Raw genomic sequence first — 15,125 nt, forward strand, 5'->3', positions numbered from 1 at the left:
GGACAAGGCATCGCCCTCCTTGCCCTCGAACTCGGCCTTGGAACAATCGACGTTTCCTTCAATCTGAGCGCCCAGCAAGCGCACTTCCCCTGAGGCCTTGAACCCATCGCGCAGAAACACGCTGCCATTGAGGTTGGCGCGGTCTGCCCACCATCCGGGCAAGTAACTCCCCGACAAACTCACAAGCCCTTGAAACCTCGACCCCATGGACTCGAGCGGCTGCTCGAAATAGCACTTCAAGCAACTCAAACCGAACGGGATCAGCGCGTTACTTAGATTGAGCACTCCTTCTACCCAGGCCCCTTGCAGCCGAACCCCTTGCTCATGCACTGGCGCGTCGTCATCGCCGCCAAGTACCAAGAAGCGCAAGAATTCCGCGCGCACCGCGTTGTCGTCTGTTCGTTCCGTCGGACGGTCTTGACCTATCTCAGCTAATAAGCCATCGGCACATGCCCCTAGGAGCAGTTTCTCCGCCGGTTGCAGTGGCTGAAATTCAGCCAACGTTCGGCCACGTGGCTTCTTGCCCATCTTGTCTCCCTTCTTTTTATTTGATCTCTCAGCTTCCGTTGGACTGCCCAAGCCGCTCGCTCTTCCAGTACACGTCGTCTCCGCCGTTCATGCGGTTGAGCACGCGCGCCAGCACGAACATCAGATCACTCAGCCGGTTGAGGTACTGGCGCGGTGCCTCCTTGATGGCCTCTTCGCTGCCCAGCGCCACCACCGCGCGCTCGGCGCGGCGCGCCACGGTGCGGCACACATGCGCCAGTGCGGCAGCGCGTGAACCGGCGGGCAGGATGAACTCCTGCAGGCGCGGCAATTGCGCGTTGTAAGTGGCCAGGGCCTCGTCCAGTGCCAGCACCGCCTCGGGCTTGAGCAGCTCGTACCCCGGGATGGACAGCTCACCGCCCAGGTTGAACAGCTGGTGCTGGATCTCCACCAGCAGCACGCGTACATCGGCCGGCATCTCCTCGCACAGCAGCACGCCGATGTGCGAGTTCAGTTCATCCACTTCACCCATGGCATGCACGCGCAGGCTGTTCTTGGAGACGCGCTGGTTGTCGCCCAGGCCGGTGGTGCCGTTGTCCCCGGTGCGGGTGGCGATTTGCGTGAGGCGATTTCCCATGATGGCAACCTTGGATCAAAATGTGGGTTGACCGCGCCTGAAGGTTTCAGGCGCTGAAAGTTCGATTATTCCCCAGCCGCTGTCCTGGCTGGGTCTGCCCGTCTGGAGACTTCATGAACGCCCCTGCTCAAGCCGCCCACCTGCTGCCCGAGATCCACCAGCGCGAGGTGCCACCGGCCCTGGTCGAAGCACTCAAGGCCCGGTTCGGCGAGCGCTGCTCCACCGCGCTGGTGGTGCGTGAACAGCATGGCCGCGATGAATCGGTGTACTCCGTACCACCGCCGGCCGCCGTGGTGTTTGCCGAGAGCACGGCCGATGTGTCAGACGCCGTGAAGCTGGCCAGCCAGCACAACATGCCGGTCATCCCCTTCGGTGTCGGCTCTTCGCTGGAAGGCCACCTGCTGGCGGTGCAGGGCGGCATCAGCATCGACGTGTCACGCATGAACAAGGTGCTCTCGGTCAATGCCGAAGACCTGACCGTCACCGTGCAGCCGGGCGTGACGCGCAAGCAACTCAATGACGAGATCAAAAGCACCGGCCTGTTTTTCCCGATCGACCCCGGTGCCGACGCCAGCATCGGCGGCATGAGCGCCACCCGTGCCAGCGGCACCAACGCCGTGCGCTACGGCACCATGCGCGAGAACGTGCTGGCGCTGGAAGTGGTGACCGCCAGCGGTGAGGTGATCCGCACCGGCACACGCGCCAAGAAAAGCAGCGCCGGCTACGACCTGACGCGCCTGCTGGTGGGCAGCGAAGGCACGCTGGGCGTGATGACCGAGATCACACTCAGGCTCTACCCGCTACCGGAAGCGATCTCAGCCGCCATCTGCTCGTTCCCGAGCATCGAGGCCGCCGTGCGCACCACCATCCAGATCATCCAGATGGGCATTCCGATCGCCCGCGTGGAACTGATCGACGCCCACACCGTGCGCATGGTCAACACCTATGCCAAGCTGAGCCTGCGTGAAGAGCCCATGCTGCTGATGGAGTTCCACGGCTCGCCGGCCGGCGTGAAGGAACAGGCCGAGACGGTGCAGGAGATTGCCAGCGAGTTCGGCGGCAACGCCTTCGAATGGGCCACCACGCCGGAGGAACGCACCCGCCTGTGGACCGCGCGGCACAACGCCTACTTTGCCGCCATCCAGAGCAAACCGGGCTGCCGCGCCATCAGCACTGACACCTGCGTGCCGATCTCGCGCCTGGCCGATTGCCTACTCGACTCGGTGACCGAGGCCGATGCCAGCGGCATCCCCTACTTCCTGGTCGGCCATGTCGGTGACGGCAACTTCCACTTCGGTTACCTGATCGACCCCGACAACCCGCAAGAGCGCGAAACGGCCGAAGCGCTGAACCATCAACTGGTGACGCGTGCGCTGCAACTGGGCGGCACCTGCACCGGCGAACACGGCGTGGGCCTGCACAAGATGGACTTCCTGTTGACTGAAGCCGGCAGCGGTGCGGTGGACATGATGCGCACCATCAAACGCGCGCTGGACCCGAAGAACATCATGAACCCGGGCAAGATCTTCGCGCTCTGATCAGCGCGCCGCGCCCGCTAGGCCGGTTTGCGCGCGATGACGGTGGCAAACCGTTTCACGGTGTTGCCGGGCGCCTCGAATGTGCTGAGCTCGTTCAGCACAATGTCCCAGCCGTCAAAGCACTGCAACAACTCGGCGGCCCCGAACAGGCAATGCTCCGTCGGCTCGAACATGTCCAGGTAGGTGGTGCCTTCAATCAGCACATTGACCGCCGCAATGCCGCCGGGCCGCACATGCTGCTGCAACTCAGCCAGCACCTTGCGTGCGGTGACGCAATCGAAAAACATCAGCAGGCCGATGGAGACGATGGCGTCATAGTCGGCACCGATCAGGTACTGGCGCAAGTCGGCCAGTTCCGCCCGCACCGGCAGCGCCTCCGCCGTCGCCCGCTGCTGCATGTGGGCCACCGCCGCCTGGCTGGCGTCGAGCGCCGTCACGCGGCAGCCTTGTCGCGCGGCCGCAAACGCCAGGTTGCCCATGCCGCTGCCGAAGTCCAGCACCTCACCGCGCAGGTGGGGCAAGGTCAGCGTCTCGAACGGATTGAGTGCCAGCGCCTGCGGCGTGGCGCCCTGGCTGAACTGCTGGTCGAAGAAGGTGATGCTGTGGTTCATGACTGAGGAATCTCTGGATCTGGCTACCGCTGCCAAGCACCATGCCGTCGGGCACACCGCTTGCGGGGCTGACCCTTATTTGCCCAGTTGCGAAGCCAACAGGTCAAAGAAACGCTTGTAGAACTGCTCGTCGACAATCGTCTTGCCGGCCACCTTGATGAGGTGATCTGTGGTCTTGCCCCAGGGCATGGCAATGCCGCCGCCGGGCACACTCAGGCTGGCAGCGCCGGAGGTTTTTTTCAGGTTGTAGGTGGACTCTTCCGCATTGACGTAGACCGTGGAGCCGCTGCCGTCGGGTTTGGCGATGCAGGTCACGTCGAAATCGATCACCACATTCACATCGGTGTCCGGCTGGAAGTCCTTGTGGGCCTTCAGGTTCAGGTCCATGGTCATGTCGATGCGGTACCCTTGGCTCAGCAGCGCACGCCGGGCCGCCACGCAGGCTACGCCTTCAGCCTGCCCGTAGTGACGGAAGTACGGGCTCTGCTGGGCAAATTTCTCGTTCTGATGGACCGTGGGGGTTCCGCAGGCGGCCAGCAGCGCTGCGCTCAGCACGAGGGCGATCTGGGCAAAGAGACGACGTAGCGAGTTCATGAAGGCTGAGTTCTCAGGTAGGTGAGCGGGTATGCCCGTCGTTATTGTGCCCGTTGGCGAATGACCAGGGCAACACCGCCCAGAATGGCGGCGGAGGCCAGCAGCAGGGAGTTGCCGGCGAAAGCGAGCAACACCAATGCGGTGAGAAGAATCACTCGTGCCAATGTCATGACTGTGGTTCGACTTGCTCGTTTATTAGTTTGTCTTTATGTCGTAGTCGCCACGCTTTTCATTAAATTCAAAACTCATAACTCGTGGATAGTCGTCTGCCGCCTTAAGAAATAAGTCTCTGACTTCTGTAAGCGGTACTCTCCATATGAGATCATTTTTGTCATAGTCTGACACCACATACACATCACTCCAGTTTCTGGTTTCATCCCTTTCAACAAGACTCGTATACGCGTGTATGAATTGATTTGCCATGTAGGTTGCTGTCTTTAGCTTCGCGACCTCTTCTTCCATTTCGTACACATCTGGTAGATCATGGCCGTTTAGCTTAGTGACCTTCTTCCCACGTGCTTTATATGCAAACACGTTGAGAGTCCTCTGGCTGGTTGTTGTGGAGACTTTGTGCAGCTCAATTAGTCTTCTCAAGATAAAGAAGCCAATCATTAAGTCTCGTTCAATGATGCAGTGAGATCGTTCACTCCATCTCGCCGGTTTTGAAACACGTCGAATACTTTGTGCTATTCGTCTGAGCTCTTCTTTCCAATAGATTGACTCGATCATCTTGTCAGTCTCTCGTAGCCAATTACGACGTCTGCTCAAACTGATACACCCACACCAGCTTCCCCTGCGCCCCCTCCAGCTTCGCCAGCGGCGTCAGGCCCACCGCCTCAAACTCCAGACTCACCAGATACGCCCCGGGCTTGAGTTCGGCTCGTGCCTTTTCGATGGCGCGCGGCATGCTCTCGGGGCGCTGGAACAGGTAAATCAGGCCGTAACCCGACCAGTCCGCTTTCCAGATATCGCCCCGCACCACCGTCGCCCAGGGGTAGCGGCGCGCGCAAAGAAAACGCAGTGGCCAGCTCCATTCGATGCCGTGCAGTTCGGCCAAGGGGTAGGCCTGGCGCAGCGCCTGTAGGCCGTGGCCGAGGCCGCAACCGGCGTCCAGCACGCGTGCGCCGGGTTCCAGCGGAGCAACACCGGGCAAGTCATTCAGGGCATCGGCCGGGGTGGGAAACAGCGGTGCATCGCGCCAAGCGTTGAGCGGGTAAATCAGGGCCAGCAGCGCCAGCGGTAGCAGCCAGCCCCAGGCCGGCAGGGCCAGGCCGCCAGCCAGCAAGGCCGAGAGCGGAAAACCCAGGCCGATGATGAGGCGGCGCCACCAGCTGGCGCCCAGTACGCTCAGGAGCACACCGGCAGCGGAGGCCAGCGCCAGTGCCAGCACCGCGTTGAGACCCGCGCGCAGTGACAGAACGAACAGCAGCCACGCCAGCCCCCACGCCAGCAGGGCCGGCAGGGGCCAGGGCAGACGGGCCAGCATGTTGGGGCCGGGTTGGCTCAGTGGCCGTTGCCGCGCAGGCGATCGATCAGGCCGTTGAGTTCGTCGAGCGAGCCGAACTGGATGCTGAGCTCGCCCATCTCTTCCACGCGGCCATGGCGCTTGACGCGCTTCTTGACGCGCACTTCGACCTCGGCGGTCAGCAGGTCGGACAGCTCTTCTTCCACGCGCTTGAGGTCGCGCGACTTTTCCTTGCCCGGTTTCTGCGGCGTGAGGGAGAACTCGGCACCGAGTTTTTTCACCAGGTTCTCCGCCTCGCGCACCGACATCTTCTTGGCGGTGATCTGGTTGGCGGCGGTGATCTGGGCCGCACGGTCCAGCGCCAGCAGGGCGCGGGCGTGGCCCATGTCGAGGTCGCCCGCCATCAGCATGGTCTGCACCGGCTCGGCCAGGTTCAGCAGGCGCAGCAGGTTACTGGCGGCGCTCCGCGAGCGGCCGACGGCTTGTGCCGCCTGTTCGTGGGTGAGCCCAAACTCCTTGATGAGGCGTTGCAGGCCTTGGGCCTCTTCCAGCGGATTGAGGTCTTCACGCTGGATGTTTTCGATCAGCGCCATGGCAGCGGCGGCTTCGTTCGGCACGTCGCGCACCAGCACCGGCACGCTGTCCAGCCCGGCCAGCTTGGAGGCGCGGAAGCGGCGTTCGCCGGCGATGATCTCAAACTTGCCGGCGTTCGGGCCGTCATGGAGCTTGCGCACCAGGATCGGCTGCATGATGCCCTGCGCCTTGATGGACTCTGCCAGTTCGTACAGCGCGCCCTCGTCCATGCGCGTGCGCGGCTGGTACATGCCAGGCACCATGTCGGTCAACAACAGCGAGGCTGGCTGGCCGGCGTTGGCGCCGGCCGCAGCGGCAGCGGCGGCCTCGGCGGCTTCGTCCACTTTGGGGCCCAGCAGGGCTTCGAGTCCACGGCCCAGGCCTTTGGGTTTTTTGGTCACCATGACGGTCCTCTTTTCCTCTTCTAATTTAAATCGGTCAGCCGGCGCAGCAGCGCCTGGCCCTGCGGCCAGTCGCCCAGACCCGAGTCGGCGTTGATGTGGCCGGCATTGCCCAGGTCCAGCAGTTCGGCACCCCAGTCGCGCGCCAGGCTGTCGGCTTTCTCAAAAGTGCAGTGCACGTCGTCGCGGCTGGCCACCAGAATGGTTTTGAACGGCAGCGGCTGACGCGCGATAGGCGACCAGCTGGGCAGCAGCGGCCGCATGGCCTCGCGTTCCACGTCGCCCGGCGCCACCAGCAGTGCCGCCTTCACGCGCTGCGCGTTCTGTGAATGCGCCGCCCAGGCCGCGACCTGGATGCAGCCCAGGCTGTGCGCCACCAGCACGGCCGGTTCGTCACAGCGCAGCACCGCCTCTTCCAGCTGCATCAACCAGTCGCCGCGCAAGGGGCGTTCCCAGTCGTGCTCTTGCACACGCGTGTAGCCGTGCGCGACCTCCCACCGGCTTTGCCAGTGCGCGGGGCCGGAGTTCTGCCAGCCGGGCAGGATGAGGACGTTGGCAGACTTCAATTGCTATGATTTTGATAGCTGTTGGCGCAATGACGGCAAGGCTTAGGGCTGCATTTCGCTTAAAAATCACATACCCTTGATGCGCTCGACCATTTCCTCGGCGAAGCTGACAAAAGCCTGCGCCCCCTTGGACGAGGGGTCGAACACCACACCCGGCACGCCGTAGCTGGGCGCTTCTGCCAGGCGCACGTTGCGCGGAATGACCGTGTTGAACACCTTGTCGCCGAAGTGGGCCTTGAGCTGGTCGCTCACCTGCTGCTGCAGTGTGATGCGCGGGTCGAACATGACACGCAGCAGGCCGATGATCTGCAGATCCTTGTTGAGGTTGGCGTGCACCTGCTTGATGGTGTTGACCAGATCGGTCAGGCCTTCAAGCGCGAAGTACTCACACTGCATCGGCACGATGACGCCGTGCGCGCTGCACAGGCCGTTGAGGGTGAGCATCGAGAGACTGGGCGGGCAGTCGATCAGCACGAAGTCGTACTCGGCATCCACTGCGGCCAGCGCCTCTTTCAGGCGCTTCTCTCGCCGCTCCACCTCCACCAGTTCAACCTCGGCACCGGCCAGCTCGCGGTTGGCGCCCAGGATATCGTAACTACAACCGCCTTCAGCAAGTTTCTCGCTTTTGGCGCGTGCTTCGGGAATGGAGGCCGACTCCAGCAGCACGTCGTAGACACTCAGCTTGAGCTGGCGCTTGTCGACCCCCGAGCCCATGGTGGCATTGCCCTGCGGATCGAGGTCCACCATCAGCACACGCTGACCGATCTTGGCCAGGCCGGCCGCCAGGTTGACCGTGGTGGTGGTCTTGCCGACGCCGCCTTTTTGGTTCGCAACGCAGAAAATTTTGGCCATGTGGTGTCCCGTGATGTGGAAGTCTTTTATTTGGTGAAAGCAAGTCGCAGGCCGAAACCGAGCAGGCACAGGCCAGCCAGTTTTTCCAGCACACGGCCGACCAGCGGGTTGGCGCGCAGATGACCGGCCAGATGGTGCGTCAGCAGCGTCATGGTCAGGCCGTAGAGAAAGGTCAGGACGGCAATCGTCAGCGCCATGAAGCTGAAGGTCGGCAGGCCCTGGTGCCGGGCCGGGTCAACGAAGAGCGGGAAGAAGGCCATGTAGAACACGATGGCTTTCGGGTTGAGCAGGGTGATCATCATGGCCTGGCGCAGGTAGTGGCCGGCCTTGATGTTGAGCACCGGTGCAGCGCCGGGTTTGGCCAGCAGCATCACCCCACCCAGCCAGGCCAGGTAGGCGGCGCCCAGCCACTGCACGGCATGGAAGGCCGTCGGGTAGGCCAGCAGCAGCGCCGACACGCCGGCCACCGCGGCCCACATCAGCAGCTGGTCGCCCAGGATCACACCGAGGGTCGCCGCCAGCCCGCCGCGCACCCCGCCCTTGCCGGTGGAGGTGATCAGGGCCAGGTTGCCCGGGCCGGGAATCAGCAGAAAAATGATGACCGTGGCGACAAATGCGCCGTAGTCCGCGACACCAAACATGGGGGAATTCCAGGAAACCGAAGGCCTGAGTTTACGTTAGGTTAGCGCCCCCGCCCGGGCGGTCGCGGCTGGTGGATTCCCCGCCACCCAAACCGCCCCCGGCCTCAAGCCTGCGGGCGCATCCAGATGATGCAGCGCTCGGCACCCAGCCCGGGCACGGCCAGTTGTTCCACGTGAAACACAGCCACGTCGGCCGGCAGCTGGGCCAGCTCGTCGGCCGGTTGTTTGCCCTTCATGGCCAGCCAGAACCCGGCCGGCGCCAGCGCGCTGCGCGACCAGTTGGTGAAGTCCACCAGCGAGGCAAAGGCACGGGAGCAGACCACGTCGTAACCGTCGGTCAGGGTCTCAACCCGGGCATGCAGGCCGCGCAAGTTGGGCAGCTTGAGCCCCACCGCCACCTGCTGAACAAAAGCCGCTTTCTTGGCCACGGTGTCGACGCAGGTGACGGCGATGTCCGGGCAGCAGATGGCAATCACCACCCCCGGCAGACCGGCGCCGGCGCCGACGTCGAGCAGCTTGAAGCCGGCGCCATCGGCCGGCGCCCTGCCCTGCAGCTGCTGGCGCAAGGGCCGGATGACGGCCAGGCTGTCGAGCAGGTGGTGCGTCAGCATCTCGGCCGGGTCCCGCACGGCGGTCAGGTTGTAGACCTTGTTCCATTTCTGGATCAGGGCCAGGTAGTCGAGCAGTTGGGTCAGCTGCGCTTCGCTCAATGTCAGGCCGAGTGCCTGCACCCCCTCTTTCAGGGTGCTCTGCAGGACATCTCTCATGCCTCGGCCGCTTCCGCCGGCAATGCGGCAAAACCTTTGAAGCCACCCTTCTTCAGGTGAATCAGCAGCAGCGAGATGCTGGCCGGCGTGATGCCGGAGATGCGCGAGGCTTGGCCCAGGGTTTCCGGCCGGTGCTTCTGCAGCTTCTGCCGCGCCTCGATCGACAGCGCCGAGACCTGCATGTAGTCCAGGCTGGCCGGTAGCTTGAGGCCTTCGTAATAGGAGGCGCGTTCGACCTCGTCTTTCTGGCGGTCGATGTAGCCGGAATACTTGGCCGCGATCTCCACCTGCTCCACCACTGGCGCATACAACTCACCCAGTGTTTCACGTGATACGTCGGCCACGGCCGGCGCTGCCGGATCGGTATTGGCCGGGGCCTTGGCGTACTTGCCGCCATCCATGGACATCAGGTTGGCGTAGCTCACGTCCGGCCGGCGCAACAGGTCGAACAGGTTGTACTCGCGCTCGATGGCCTTGCCCAGCACCCGCTCGGACTCGGCAGCCGGCAGGCTGCGCGGGTTGACCCAGGTGGATTTCAGGCGTTCTGTTTCACGTGAAACAGCATCGCGCTTGCGGCAGAAGGCATCCCAGCGGGCGTCGTCCACCAGGCCCATCTGGCGGCCGGCTTCGGTCAGGCGCATGTCGGCGTTGTCTTCCCGCAGCTGCAGGCGGAACTCGGCCCGGCTGGTGAACATGCGGTAGGGCTCGGTCACACCCTTGGTGATCAGGTCGTCCACCAGCACGCCCAGGTAGGCCTCGTCGCGGCGCGGCAGCCACGGCGCGTCGCCCCGGCACTGCAGCGCGGCGTTGATGCCGGCGAACAGGCCCTGGGCCGCCGCCTCTTCATAGCCGGTGGTGCCGTTGATCTGGCCGGCAAAAAACAGGCCACCGATCTGCCGCGTTTCAAAACTGCTTTTCAGTTCGCGCGGGTCGAAGTAGTCGTACTCGATGGCGTAGCCCGGGCGCAGGATGTGGGCGTTTTCCAGCCCCTTCATGCTGCGTACCAGTTCGTACTGGATGTCGAACGGCAGGCTTGTGGAGATGCCATTGGGGTAGTACTCGTTCGTCGTCAGGCCTTCGGGTTCCAGGAAGATCTGGTGGCTGTCCTTGTCGGCGAAGCGGTTGATCTTGTCTTCCACGCTCGGGCAATAACGCGGGCCGACGCCTTCGATCTTGCCGGTGAACATGGGGCTGCGGTCAAAGCCGGAGCGGATGATCTCGTGGGTGCGCTCGTTGGTGTGGGTGATCCAGCACGGCAGCTGCTGCGGGTGCATGGCCGCACTGCCCATGAAGCTGAACACCGGCACGCCCTGCCCTTCGTTCATGCCGCCGGGCATGCCGTCGCCGGGTTGCTCGGTGCATTTAGAGAAGTCGATGCTGCGGCCGTCCAGCCGCGGCGGGGTACCGGTCTTGAGCCGGCCTTGCGGCAGCTTCAGTTCCTTGAGGCGGGCGCTGAGCGACACTGCCGGCGGGTCGCCAGCGCGGCCAGCCGCGTAGTTGTTCAGACCGACGTGGATCTTGCCGTCCAGAAAGGTGCCCGCGGTCAGCACCACGGTCCGGCTGCGGAAGCGGATGCCGACCTGGGTCACCGCCCCCACCACCCGGTCGCCTTCCACCATGAGGTCGTCTACCGCTTGCTGGAACAGCCAGAGGTTGGGCTGGTTTTCCAGCCGGCGGCGGATGGCCGCCTTGTAGAGAATGCGGTCGGCCTGGGCGCGGGTGGCGCGCACCGCCGGGCCCTTGGAGCTGTTGAGAATGCGGAACTGGATGCCGCCTTCGTCGGTGGCAATCGCCATGGCACCGCCCAGCGCGTCCACCTCTTTCACCAGGTGGCCCTTGCCGATGCCGCCGATGGAAGGGTTGCAACTCATCTGGCCCAGGGTCTCGATGTTGTGGCTCAGCAGCAGGGTCTTGCACCCCATGCGGGCGGCCGCGAGCGCGGCTTCGGTGCCGGCATGGCCGCCGCCGACGACGATGACATCGAATTCTTGTGGGTACAACATGGTGCAGGGGGTGACCGTCAGGCGGTCCGCGCAGGGGAAAGAACCCGCAATTTTAGCCGGCCGGGCCGATTTACGCGACAATTGGGGCTATAAATCCGCCCCTCGGCCAAGTGCCATCTGCGCCAAGCGCTACAAATTCAATAGCAAATCACATGGATTGCCGTCCTGGCTGTGGCGCCTGCTGCATTGCCCCCTCCATTTCCAGCCCGATTCCCGGCATGCCCGTGATCAACGGCATCAGCAAACCGGCCGGTGTGCGCTGCATCCAGCTCGACAGCGCCAACCGCTGCCAGATCTTCGGCCACCCCGAACGGCCGGCCGTCTGCAGCAGCCTCCAACCCACCCCAGCCATGTGCGGCCAGGACTCAGCCCAGGCACTGCATTTCCTGAACCAGCTCGAACGGGCAACCCAGCCCGATGGACATGAAGCGATGACAAAATAAGATAAAAATGAAATAATCACAAAACCAACCAACTCAACACCCCCGATAGCCCACCTCATGAACCCGCCCGACACAACCCTGCCCGTGGCGGTCAAGGCCCGGCTCTGGCGCGGGCTGCCTTGGCTGGTGCTGACCGTGGGCGTGGCGCTCAGTGGCGTGGTGTACCTGGAAAACCGGGAAAACCTGGAGGCGCAGCAAAGCGCCATCTTCCAGTCCGAGGTGCGCAAGGCGGTCGAAATGATCGAGGCCCGCATGGGCACTTACCTGCAGATCCTGCGCGCCACGGGCGGGCTGCTGAAAACACAGCCACAGGTCAGCCGGGAACAGTTCCACAAATTCATCGACCAGCAAGGCGTTGGCACCGACCACACCGGCATCCAGGGCGTCGGGTTTGCGCGCCTGATCCGGCCCCAGGAACTGCAGGCGCACATCGCATCAGTCCGGCGTGAAGGCGTGGCGGACTACACCATCCGGCCCGGAGGTGAGCGGCCACTCTACTCATCGATTGTCTACATTGCCCCTGCGCTGGGTCGCAACCTGCGCGCGATCGGCTACGACATGTATGCCGAGCCGGTGCGCCGCCTGGCCATGCAGCGGGCCGCCGACACTGGCGAGATGAGCCTGTCGGGCAAGGTCCGCCTGGTTCAGGAAACCGGCCAGGACGAACAAGCCGGCTTTCTGGTCTACGCCCCGCTCTACCGGGAAGGGATGCCGCTCACCGGCGTCGAGGAACGCCGCGCCCACCTGGTGGGCTGGGTCTATGCGCCGTTTCGCATGAACGACTTCCTGACCGGCATCTATGGCGAGCGCGCCGGCAACCTGCTGATCGACATCTATGACGGGACCGACGCCACACCCGCCAACCTGATGCACACCGAGCAGGCCACCTGGCGTGACCCGAAGGACAAACCCTCGGCCATCTACGAAACCGTACAGACCCTGCACCAGATGGGGCACACCTGGACACTGCACATGCGGGCATCCGATCTGATGCTGTCCCGGATCGACACCCGCCTGCCCGCACTGCTGGGTCTGGGCGGCGTGCTGATGAGTCTGGTGCTCGCCCTTCTGATCCAGGTGCTGGTCACCCGGCGCGAGCGGGCCATCGCCATGGCCATCAAGATGAACGACGCGCTGGTGCAGGAGCGGGCCAAGCTCTCTGCCATCATCGCCGGCACACACGCCGGCACCTGGGAGTGGAACGTGCAGACCGGCGAGACCACGTACAACGCGCATTGGGCCCAGCTCATCGGCTACGGGCTGTCAGAACTCGAACCCACCTCCATCGAGACCTGGACCGATCGCACCCATCCGGACGATTTGAAAACCTCCAGAGCCTTGTTGCAGCAGCATTTCGATGGTCAGCTCGAATACTACGAATGCGAAGCGCGCATGCGCCACAAGGATGGCCATTGGATCTGGGTGCTCGACCGCGGCCAGCTCGCCAGCCGGACGCCCGACGGCAAGCCCTTGATGATGTGCGGCACCCGGTTGGACATCACACACCACAAGCAACTGGAAGAGAGCTACAAGCACGGTGCCCACCATGACCAGTTGACCGGGCTGCCCAACCGCACCCTGCTGGCCGATCGGCTGGAGCACAGCCTGCTGGTCGCGCAGCGCAACCACGAGGCGCTGGCGCTGATGTTCATGGACATTGACGGCTTCAAGCTGGTCAACGACACGCATGGCCATGACGCCGGTGATCTCGTGCTGCAAACCATGGCACGGCGTATCCAGCGTTGCATCCGCGCCTCCGACACCCTGGCCCGCATCGGCGGTGATGAATTCGTGGTCCTGCTGCCGGATGTCACCGACGAACACCACGCCTGGGTCCTGGCGGAAAAGATCGGCGCCATCGCGCGTGAGCCGATCCCGCTGGCGGAAGGTGCCACCGCCCGTGTCTCGCTCAGCATTGGCATCGCGCTGTACCCGGAACACGGCCAGGATGCCGCCACGCTCACCGAGCATGCCGACCAGGCCATGTACAAGGTCAAAAAAGGCGGCAAGAATGCCGCCGAGATCTACCACGAGGACGGGGCCGCCGATCTCGCGGCTTAGCCCCGACCGCCTCAGAAGGGGTAGTGGCGCGGTGTGGTCTGCATCGTGATCCAGCGCAGCTCGGTGAACTCGTGGATACCGGCCTTGCCGCCGAAACGGCCGATGCCCGAACCCTTGACACCACCGAACGGCATCTGCGCCTCGTCGTGCACGGTGGGGCCGTTCACGTGGCAGATACCGGAGTCGATGCGGCGCGCCACATTGAAGGCACGCGCGATGTCGCCACCGAACACGGCCGACGACAGGCCGTACTCGTTGTCGTTGGCACAGGCCACGGCTTCGTCCTCGCCGCTGACGCGCACGATGGCCTTGACCGGGCCGAAGGTCTCTTCCGCGTAGATCCGCATCGCCGGTGTCACGTGGTCCAGCAGCGTGGCCGGCATCAGCGTGTTCTCGGCCTTGCCGCCGCACAGCAGCTTGGCGCCCTTGGCCAGCGCATCGTCGATCAAGGCGTTGCAATGCTCCACCGTGCTCATGCCGATCACCGACCCCAGCACCACCGGCTCCGGCTTGCGCGGGTCACCCAGCGGCAGTGCGCTGGCCTTGGCGACGAACTTCCTGACGAACTCGTCGGCAATCTTCTGGTCGACGATGATGCGCTCGGTCGACATGCAGATCTGGCCGCTGTTGGCAAAACAGCCGAAGGCCGCACCGTTCACCGCGTCGTCGATGTTGGCGTCGTCGAGGATCACCATCGGCGCCTTGCCACCGAGTTCCAGCACCACCGGCTTCAGGTATTTGGCGCAGGTCATGGCGATGATCTTGCCCACGCGGGTGGAGCCGGTGAAGTTCACGCGGCGCACCGCCGGGTGCGCCACCATGGCCTCCACCACGGCCGCCGCATCGGCCGGGGCATTGGTGACGTAGTTGACCACGCCGGGCGGAAAGCCGGCGTCCTGGAAGGCCTCAATGATCAGCTGATGGGTGTGCGGGCAGTTTTCCGAGCCCTTCATCACCACCGTGTTGCCGCAGGCCAGCGGCACGCAGATGGCACGCACGCCCAGGATGACGGGCGCGTTCCACGGCGCCATGCCGAGCACCACGCCAGCGGGCTGGCGCACCGCCATGGCCAGGCTGCCCGGCACGTCGGACGGAATCACCTCGCCACTGATCTGGGTGGTGAGCGACGCCGCTTCGCGGATCATGCCGGCAGCCAGGTGCACGTTGAAGCCGGCCCACATGCCGGAGGCACCGGTTTCGGCGGCCACAGCCTCGATGAATTGCGGCGTCTTGGCTTCCAGAGCGTCAGCCGCTTTCAGCAACAGGGCACGGCGCTCGCTGGGGCCGGTCTGACTCCAGCTCTTGAACGCCTCGGCGGCGGCTTCCACCGCCATCACGGCATCGGCCGGCGAAGCGGCCGGGGCGCGCGTGGCGACGCTGCCATCGAGCGGGTTGCGGCGCTCGAACATGGCATGGTTTTCGGCGCTGACCTTCAGACCGTTGATAAGCATGGACATGTCGGACATGGGGGAGACTCCTTCAGGTAA

Annotated in this window: 17 protein-coding genes; 3 read left to right on the plus strand and 14 right to left on the minus strand. The window is 64.0% G+C overall.

Features of this window, described 5'->3' with window-relative positions:
- Positions 1–528 (minus strand): hypothetical protein (locus CDE01S_RS06985; RefSeq protein WP_218016505.1); only part of this gene is annotated, 528 nt, incomplete at its 3' end.
- 28 nt (positions 529–556) lie between these two features.
- Positions 557–1,123 (minus strand): cob(I)yrinic acid a,c-diamide adenosyltransferase, encoded by a 567-nt coding sequence (locus CDE01S_RS06990; RefSeq protein WP_066705338.1) that lies wholly within the window; start codon positions 1,121–1,123, stop codon positions 557–559.
- Between the two features lie 113 nt (positions 1,124–1,236).
- Between CDE01S_RS06990 and CDE01S_RS06995 the strand changes: the two genes are divergently transcribed.
- Entirely contained in the window at positions 1,237–2,661 is a 1,425-nt protein-coding gene (locus CDE01S_RS06995; protein WP_066705339.1) for an FAD-binding oxidoreductase, read from the plus strand.
- Positions 2,662–2,678: 17 nt separating this feature from the next.
- On the opposite strand, the gene CDE01S_RS07000 is transcribed toward CDE01S_RS06995, so the two are convergent.
- From CDE01S_RS07000 to mnmG, 11 genes are all read right to left on the minus strand, one after another.
- Complete coding sequence (locus CDE01S_RS07000) at positions 2,679–3,272, minus strand: SAM-dependent methyltransferase (RefSeq protein ID WP_066705341.1); 594 nt, start codon at positions 3,270–3,272, stop codon at positions 2,679–2,681.
- A 75-nt stretch (positions 3,273–3,347) separates the two neighbouring features.
- The gene (locus CDE01S_RS07005; protein ID WP_066705346.1) at positions 3,348–3,866 is read right to left on the minus strand and encodes a DUF2242 domain-containing protein; all 519 of its coding nucleotides are present in this window, start codon (positions 3,864–3,866) and stop codon (positions 3,348–3,350) included.
- 41 nt (positions 3,867–3,907) lie between these two features.
- Positions 3,908–4,036: a hypothetical protein gene (locus CDE01S_RS19160; protein WP_281179351.1), complete on the minus strand. Its 129-nt coding sequence runs from the start codon at positions 4,034–4,036 to the stop codon at positions 3,908–3,910.
- A 25-nt stretch (positions 4,037–4,061) separates the two neighbouring features.
- Positions 4,062–4,595 (minus strand): hypothetical protein, encoded by a 534-nt coding sequence (locus tag CDE01S_RS07010; RefSeq protein WP_157077064.1) that lies wholly within the window; start codon positions 4,593–4,595, stop codon positions 4,062–4,064.
- Positions 4,596–4,617: 22 nt separating this feature from the next.
- Complete coding sequence (locus CDE01S_RS07015) at positions 4,618–5,352, minus strand: class I SAM-dependent methyltransferase (RefSeq protein ID WP_066705350.1); 735 nt, start codon at positions 5,350–5,352, stop codon at positions 4,618–4,620.
- 17 nt (positions 5,353–5,369) lie between these two features.
- A complete protein-coding gene (locus CDE01S_RS07020; protein ID WP_066705351.1) occupies positions 5,370–6,308 on the minus strand; it encodes a ParB/RepB/Spo0J family partition protein in 939 nt (312 codons plus the stop codon).
- Between the two features lie 20 nt (positions 6,309–6,328).
- On the minus strand, positions 6,329–6,871 hold the full coding sequence (locus CDE01S_RS07025) for an RBBP9/YdeN family alpha/beta hydrolase (protein ID WP_066705353.1): 543 nt from the start codon (positions 6,869–6,871) through the stop codon (positions 6,329–6,331).
- Positions 6,872–6,937: 66 nt separating this feature from the next.
- Positions 6,938–7,723, minus strand: a complete 786-nt coding sequence (locus CDE01S_RS07030) for a ParA family protein (protein WP_066705354.1) — start codon at positions 7,721–7,723, stop codon at positions 6,938–6,940.
- A 26-nt stretch (positions 7,724–7,749) separates the two neighbouring features.
- Positions 7,750–8,364 carry a LysE family transporter gene (locus tag CDE01S_RS07035; RefSeq protein WP_066705355.1) on the minus strand — a complete coding sequence of 205 codons (615 nt, stop codon included), beginning with the start codon at positions 8,362–8,364 and terminating at the stop codon, positions 7,750–7,752.
- A gap of 104 nt (positions 8,365–8,468) precedes the next feature.
- Positions 8,469–9,131, minus strand: coding sequence for a 16S rRNA (guanine(527)-N(7))-methyltransferase RsmG (gene rsmG / locus CDE01S_RS07040; protein WP_066705357.1), 663 nt, complete (start codon positions 9,129–9,131; stop codon positions 8,469–8,471).
- A complete protein-coding gene (gene mnmG / locus CDE01S_RS07045) occupies positions 9,128–11,134 on the minus strand; it encodes a tRNA uridine-5-carboxymethylaminomethyl(34) synthesis enzyme MnmG (RefSeq protein WP_066705358.1) in 2,007 nt (668 codons plus the stop codon). Before mnmG ends, rsmG begins: the two co-directional genes overlap by 4 nt.
- A 152-nt stretch (positions 11,135–11,286) precedes the next feature.
- On the opposite strand from mnmG, the gene CDE01S_RS07050 reads away from it, so the two are divergent.
- Both CDE01S_RS07050 and CDE01S_RS07055 read left to right on the plus strand, forming a co-directional pair.
- Complete coding sequence (locus tag CDE01S_RS07050) at positions 11,287–11,577, plus strand: YkgJ family cysteine cluster protein (RefSeq protein ID WP_066705360.1); 291 nt, start codon at positions 11,287–11,289, stop codon at positions 11,575–11,577.
- A 57-nt stretch (positions 11,578–11,634) separates the two neighbouring features.
- Positions 11,635–13,638, plus strand: a complete 2,004-nt coding sequence (locus CDE01S_RS07055; protein ID WP_066705362.1) for a CHASE domain-containing protein — start codon at positions 11,635–11,637, stop codon at positions 13,636–13,638.
- 11 nt (positions 13,639–13,649) lie between these two features.
- On the opposite strand, the gene CDE01S_RS07060 is transcribed toward CDE01S_RS07055, so the two are convergent.
- Entirely contained in the window at positions 13,650–15,104 is a 1,455-nt protein-coding gene (locus tag CDE01S_RS07060; protein ID WP_066705363.1) for an aldehyde dehydrogenase, read from the minus strand.
- Positions 15,105–15,125 lie beyond the last annotated feature (21 nt).

The organism is Curvibacter delicatus NBRC 14919 (genome assembly GCF_001592265.1).
Classification (GTDB): domain Bacteria; phylum Pseudomonadota; class Gammaproteobacteria; order Burkholderiales; family Burkholderiaceae_C; genus Hylemonella; species Hylemonella delicata.

Excerpts from the sequence above, each read along its gene's own strand:
- CDE01S_RS07050 (WP_066705360.1), top strand. The coding sequence starts at position 11,287 with ATGGATTGCCGTCCTGGCTGTGGCGCCTGCTGCATTGCCCCCTCCATT.
- CDE01S_RS06990 (WP_066705338.1), bottom strand. The coding sequence starts at position 1,123 with ATGGGAAATCGCCTCACGCAAATCGCCACCCGCACCGGGGACAACGGC.
- CDE01S_RS07010 (WP_157077064.1), bottom strand. The coding sequence starts at position 4,595 with ATGATCGAGTCAATCTATTGGAAAGAAGAGCTCAGACGAATAGCACAA.
- CDE01S_RS06995 (WP_066705339.1), top strand. The coding sequence starts at position 1,237 with ATGAACGCCCCTGCTCAAGCCGCCCACCTGCTGCCCGAGATCCACCAG.
- mnmG (WP_066705358.1), bottom strand. The coding sequence starts at position 11,134 with ATGTTGTACCCACAAGAATTCGATGTCATCGTCGTCGGCGGCGGCCAT.
- CDE01S_RS07030 (WP_066705354.1), bottom strand. The coding sequence starts at position 7,723 with ATGGCCAAAATTTTCTGCGTTGCGAACCAAAAAGGCGGCGTCGGCAAG.
- CDE01S_RS07020 (WP_066705351.1), bottom strand. The coding sequence starts at position 6,308 with ATGGTGACCAAAAAACCCAAAGGCCTGGGCCGTGGACTCGAAGCCCTG.
- CDE01S_RS07015 (WP_066705350.1), bottom strand. The coding sequence starts at position 5,352 with ATGCTGGCCCGTCTGCCCTGGCCCCTGCCGGCCCTGCTGGCGTGGGGG.
- CDE01S_RS07055 (WP_066705362.1), top strand. The coding sequence starts at position 11,635 with ATGAACCCGCCCGACACAACCCTGCCCGTGGCGGTCAAGGCCCGGCTC.
- CDE01S_RS07000 (WP_066705341.1), bottom strand. The coding sequence starts at position 3,272 with ATGAACCACAGCATCACCTTCTTCGACCAGCAGTTCAGCCAGGGCGCC.
- rsmG (WP_066705357.1), bottom strand. The coding sequence starts at position 9,131 with ATGAGAGATGTCCTGCAGAGCACCCTGAAAGAGGGGGTGCAGGCACTC.
- CDE01S_RS07035 (WP_066705355.1), bottom strand. The coding sequence starts at position 8,364 with ATGTTTGGTGTCGCGGACTACGGCGCATTTGTCGCCACGGTCATCATT.
- CDE01S_RS19160 (WP_281179351.1), bottom strand. The coding sequence starts at position 4,036 with ATGACATTGGCACGAGTGATTCTTCTCACCGCATTGGTGTTGCTCGCT.
- CDE01S_RS07005 (WP_066705346.1), bottom strand. The coding sequence starts at position 3,866 with ATGAACTCGCTACGTCGTCTCTTTGCCCAGATCGCCCTCGTGCTGAGC.
- CDE01S_RS07060 (WP_066705363.1), bottom strand. The coding sequence starts at position 15,104 with ATGTCCGACATGTCCATGCTTATCAACGGTCTGAAGGTCAGCGCCGAA.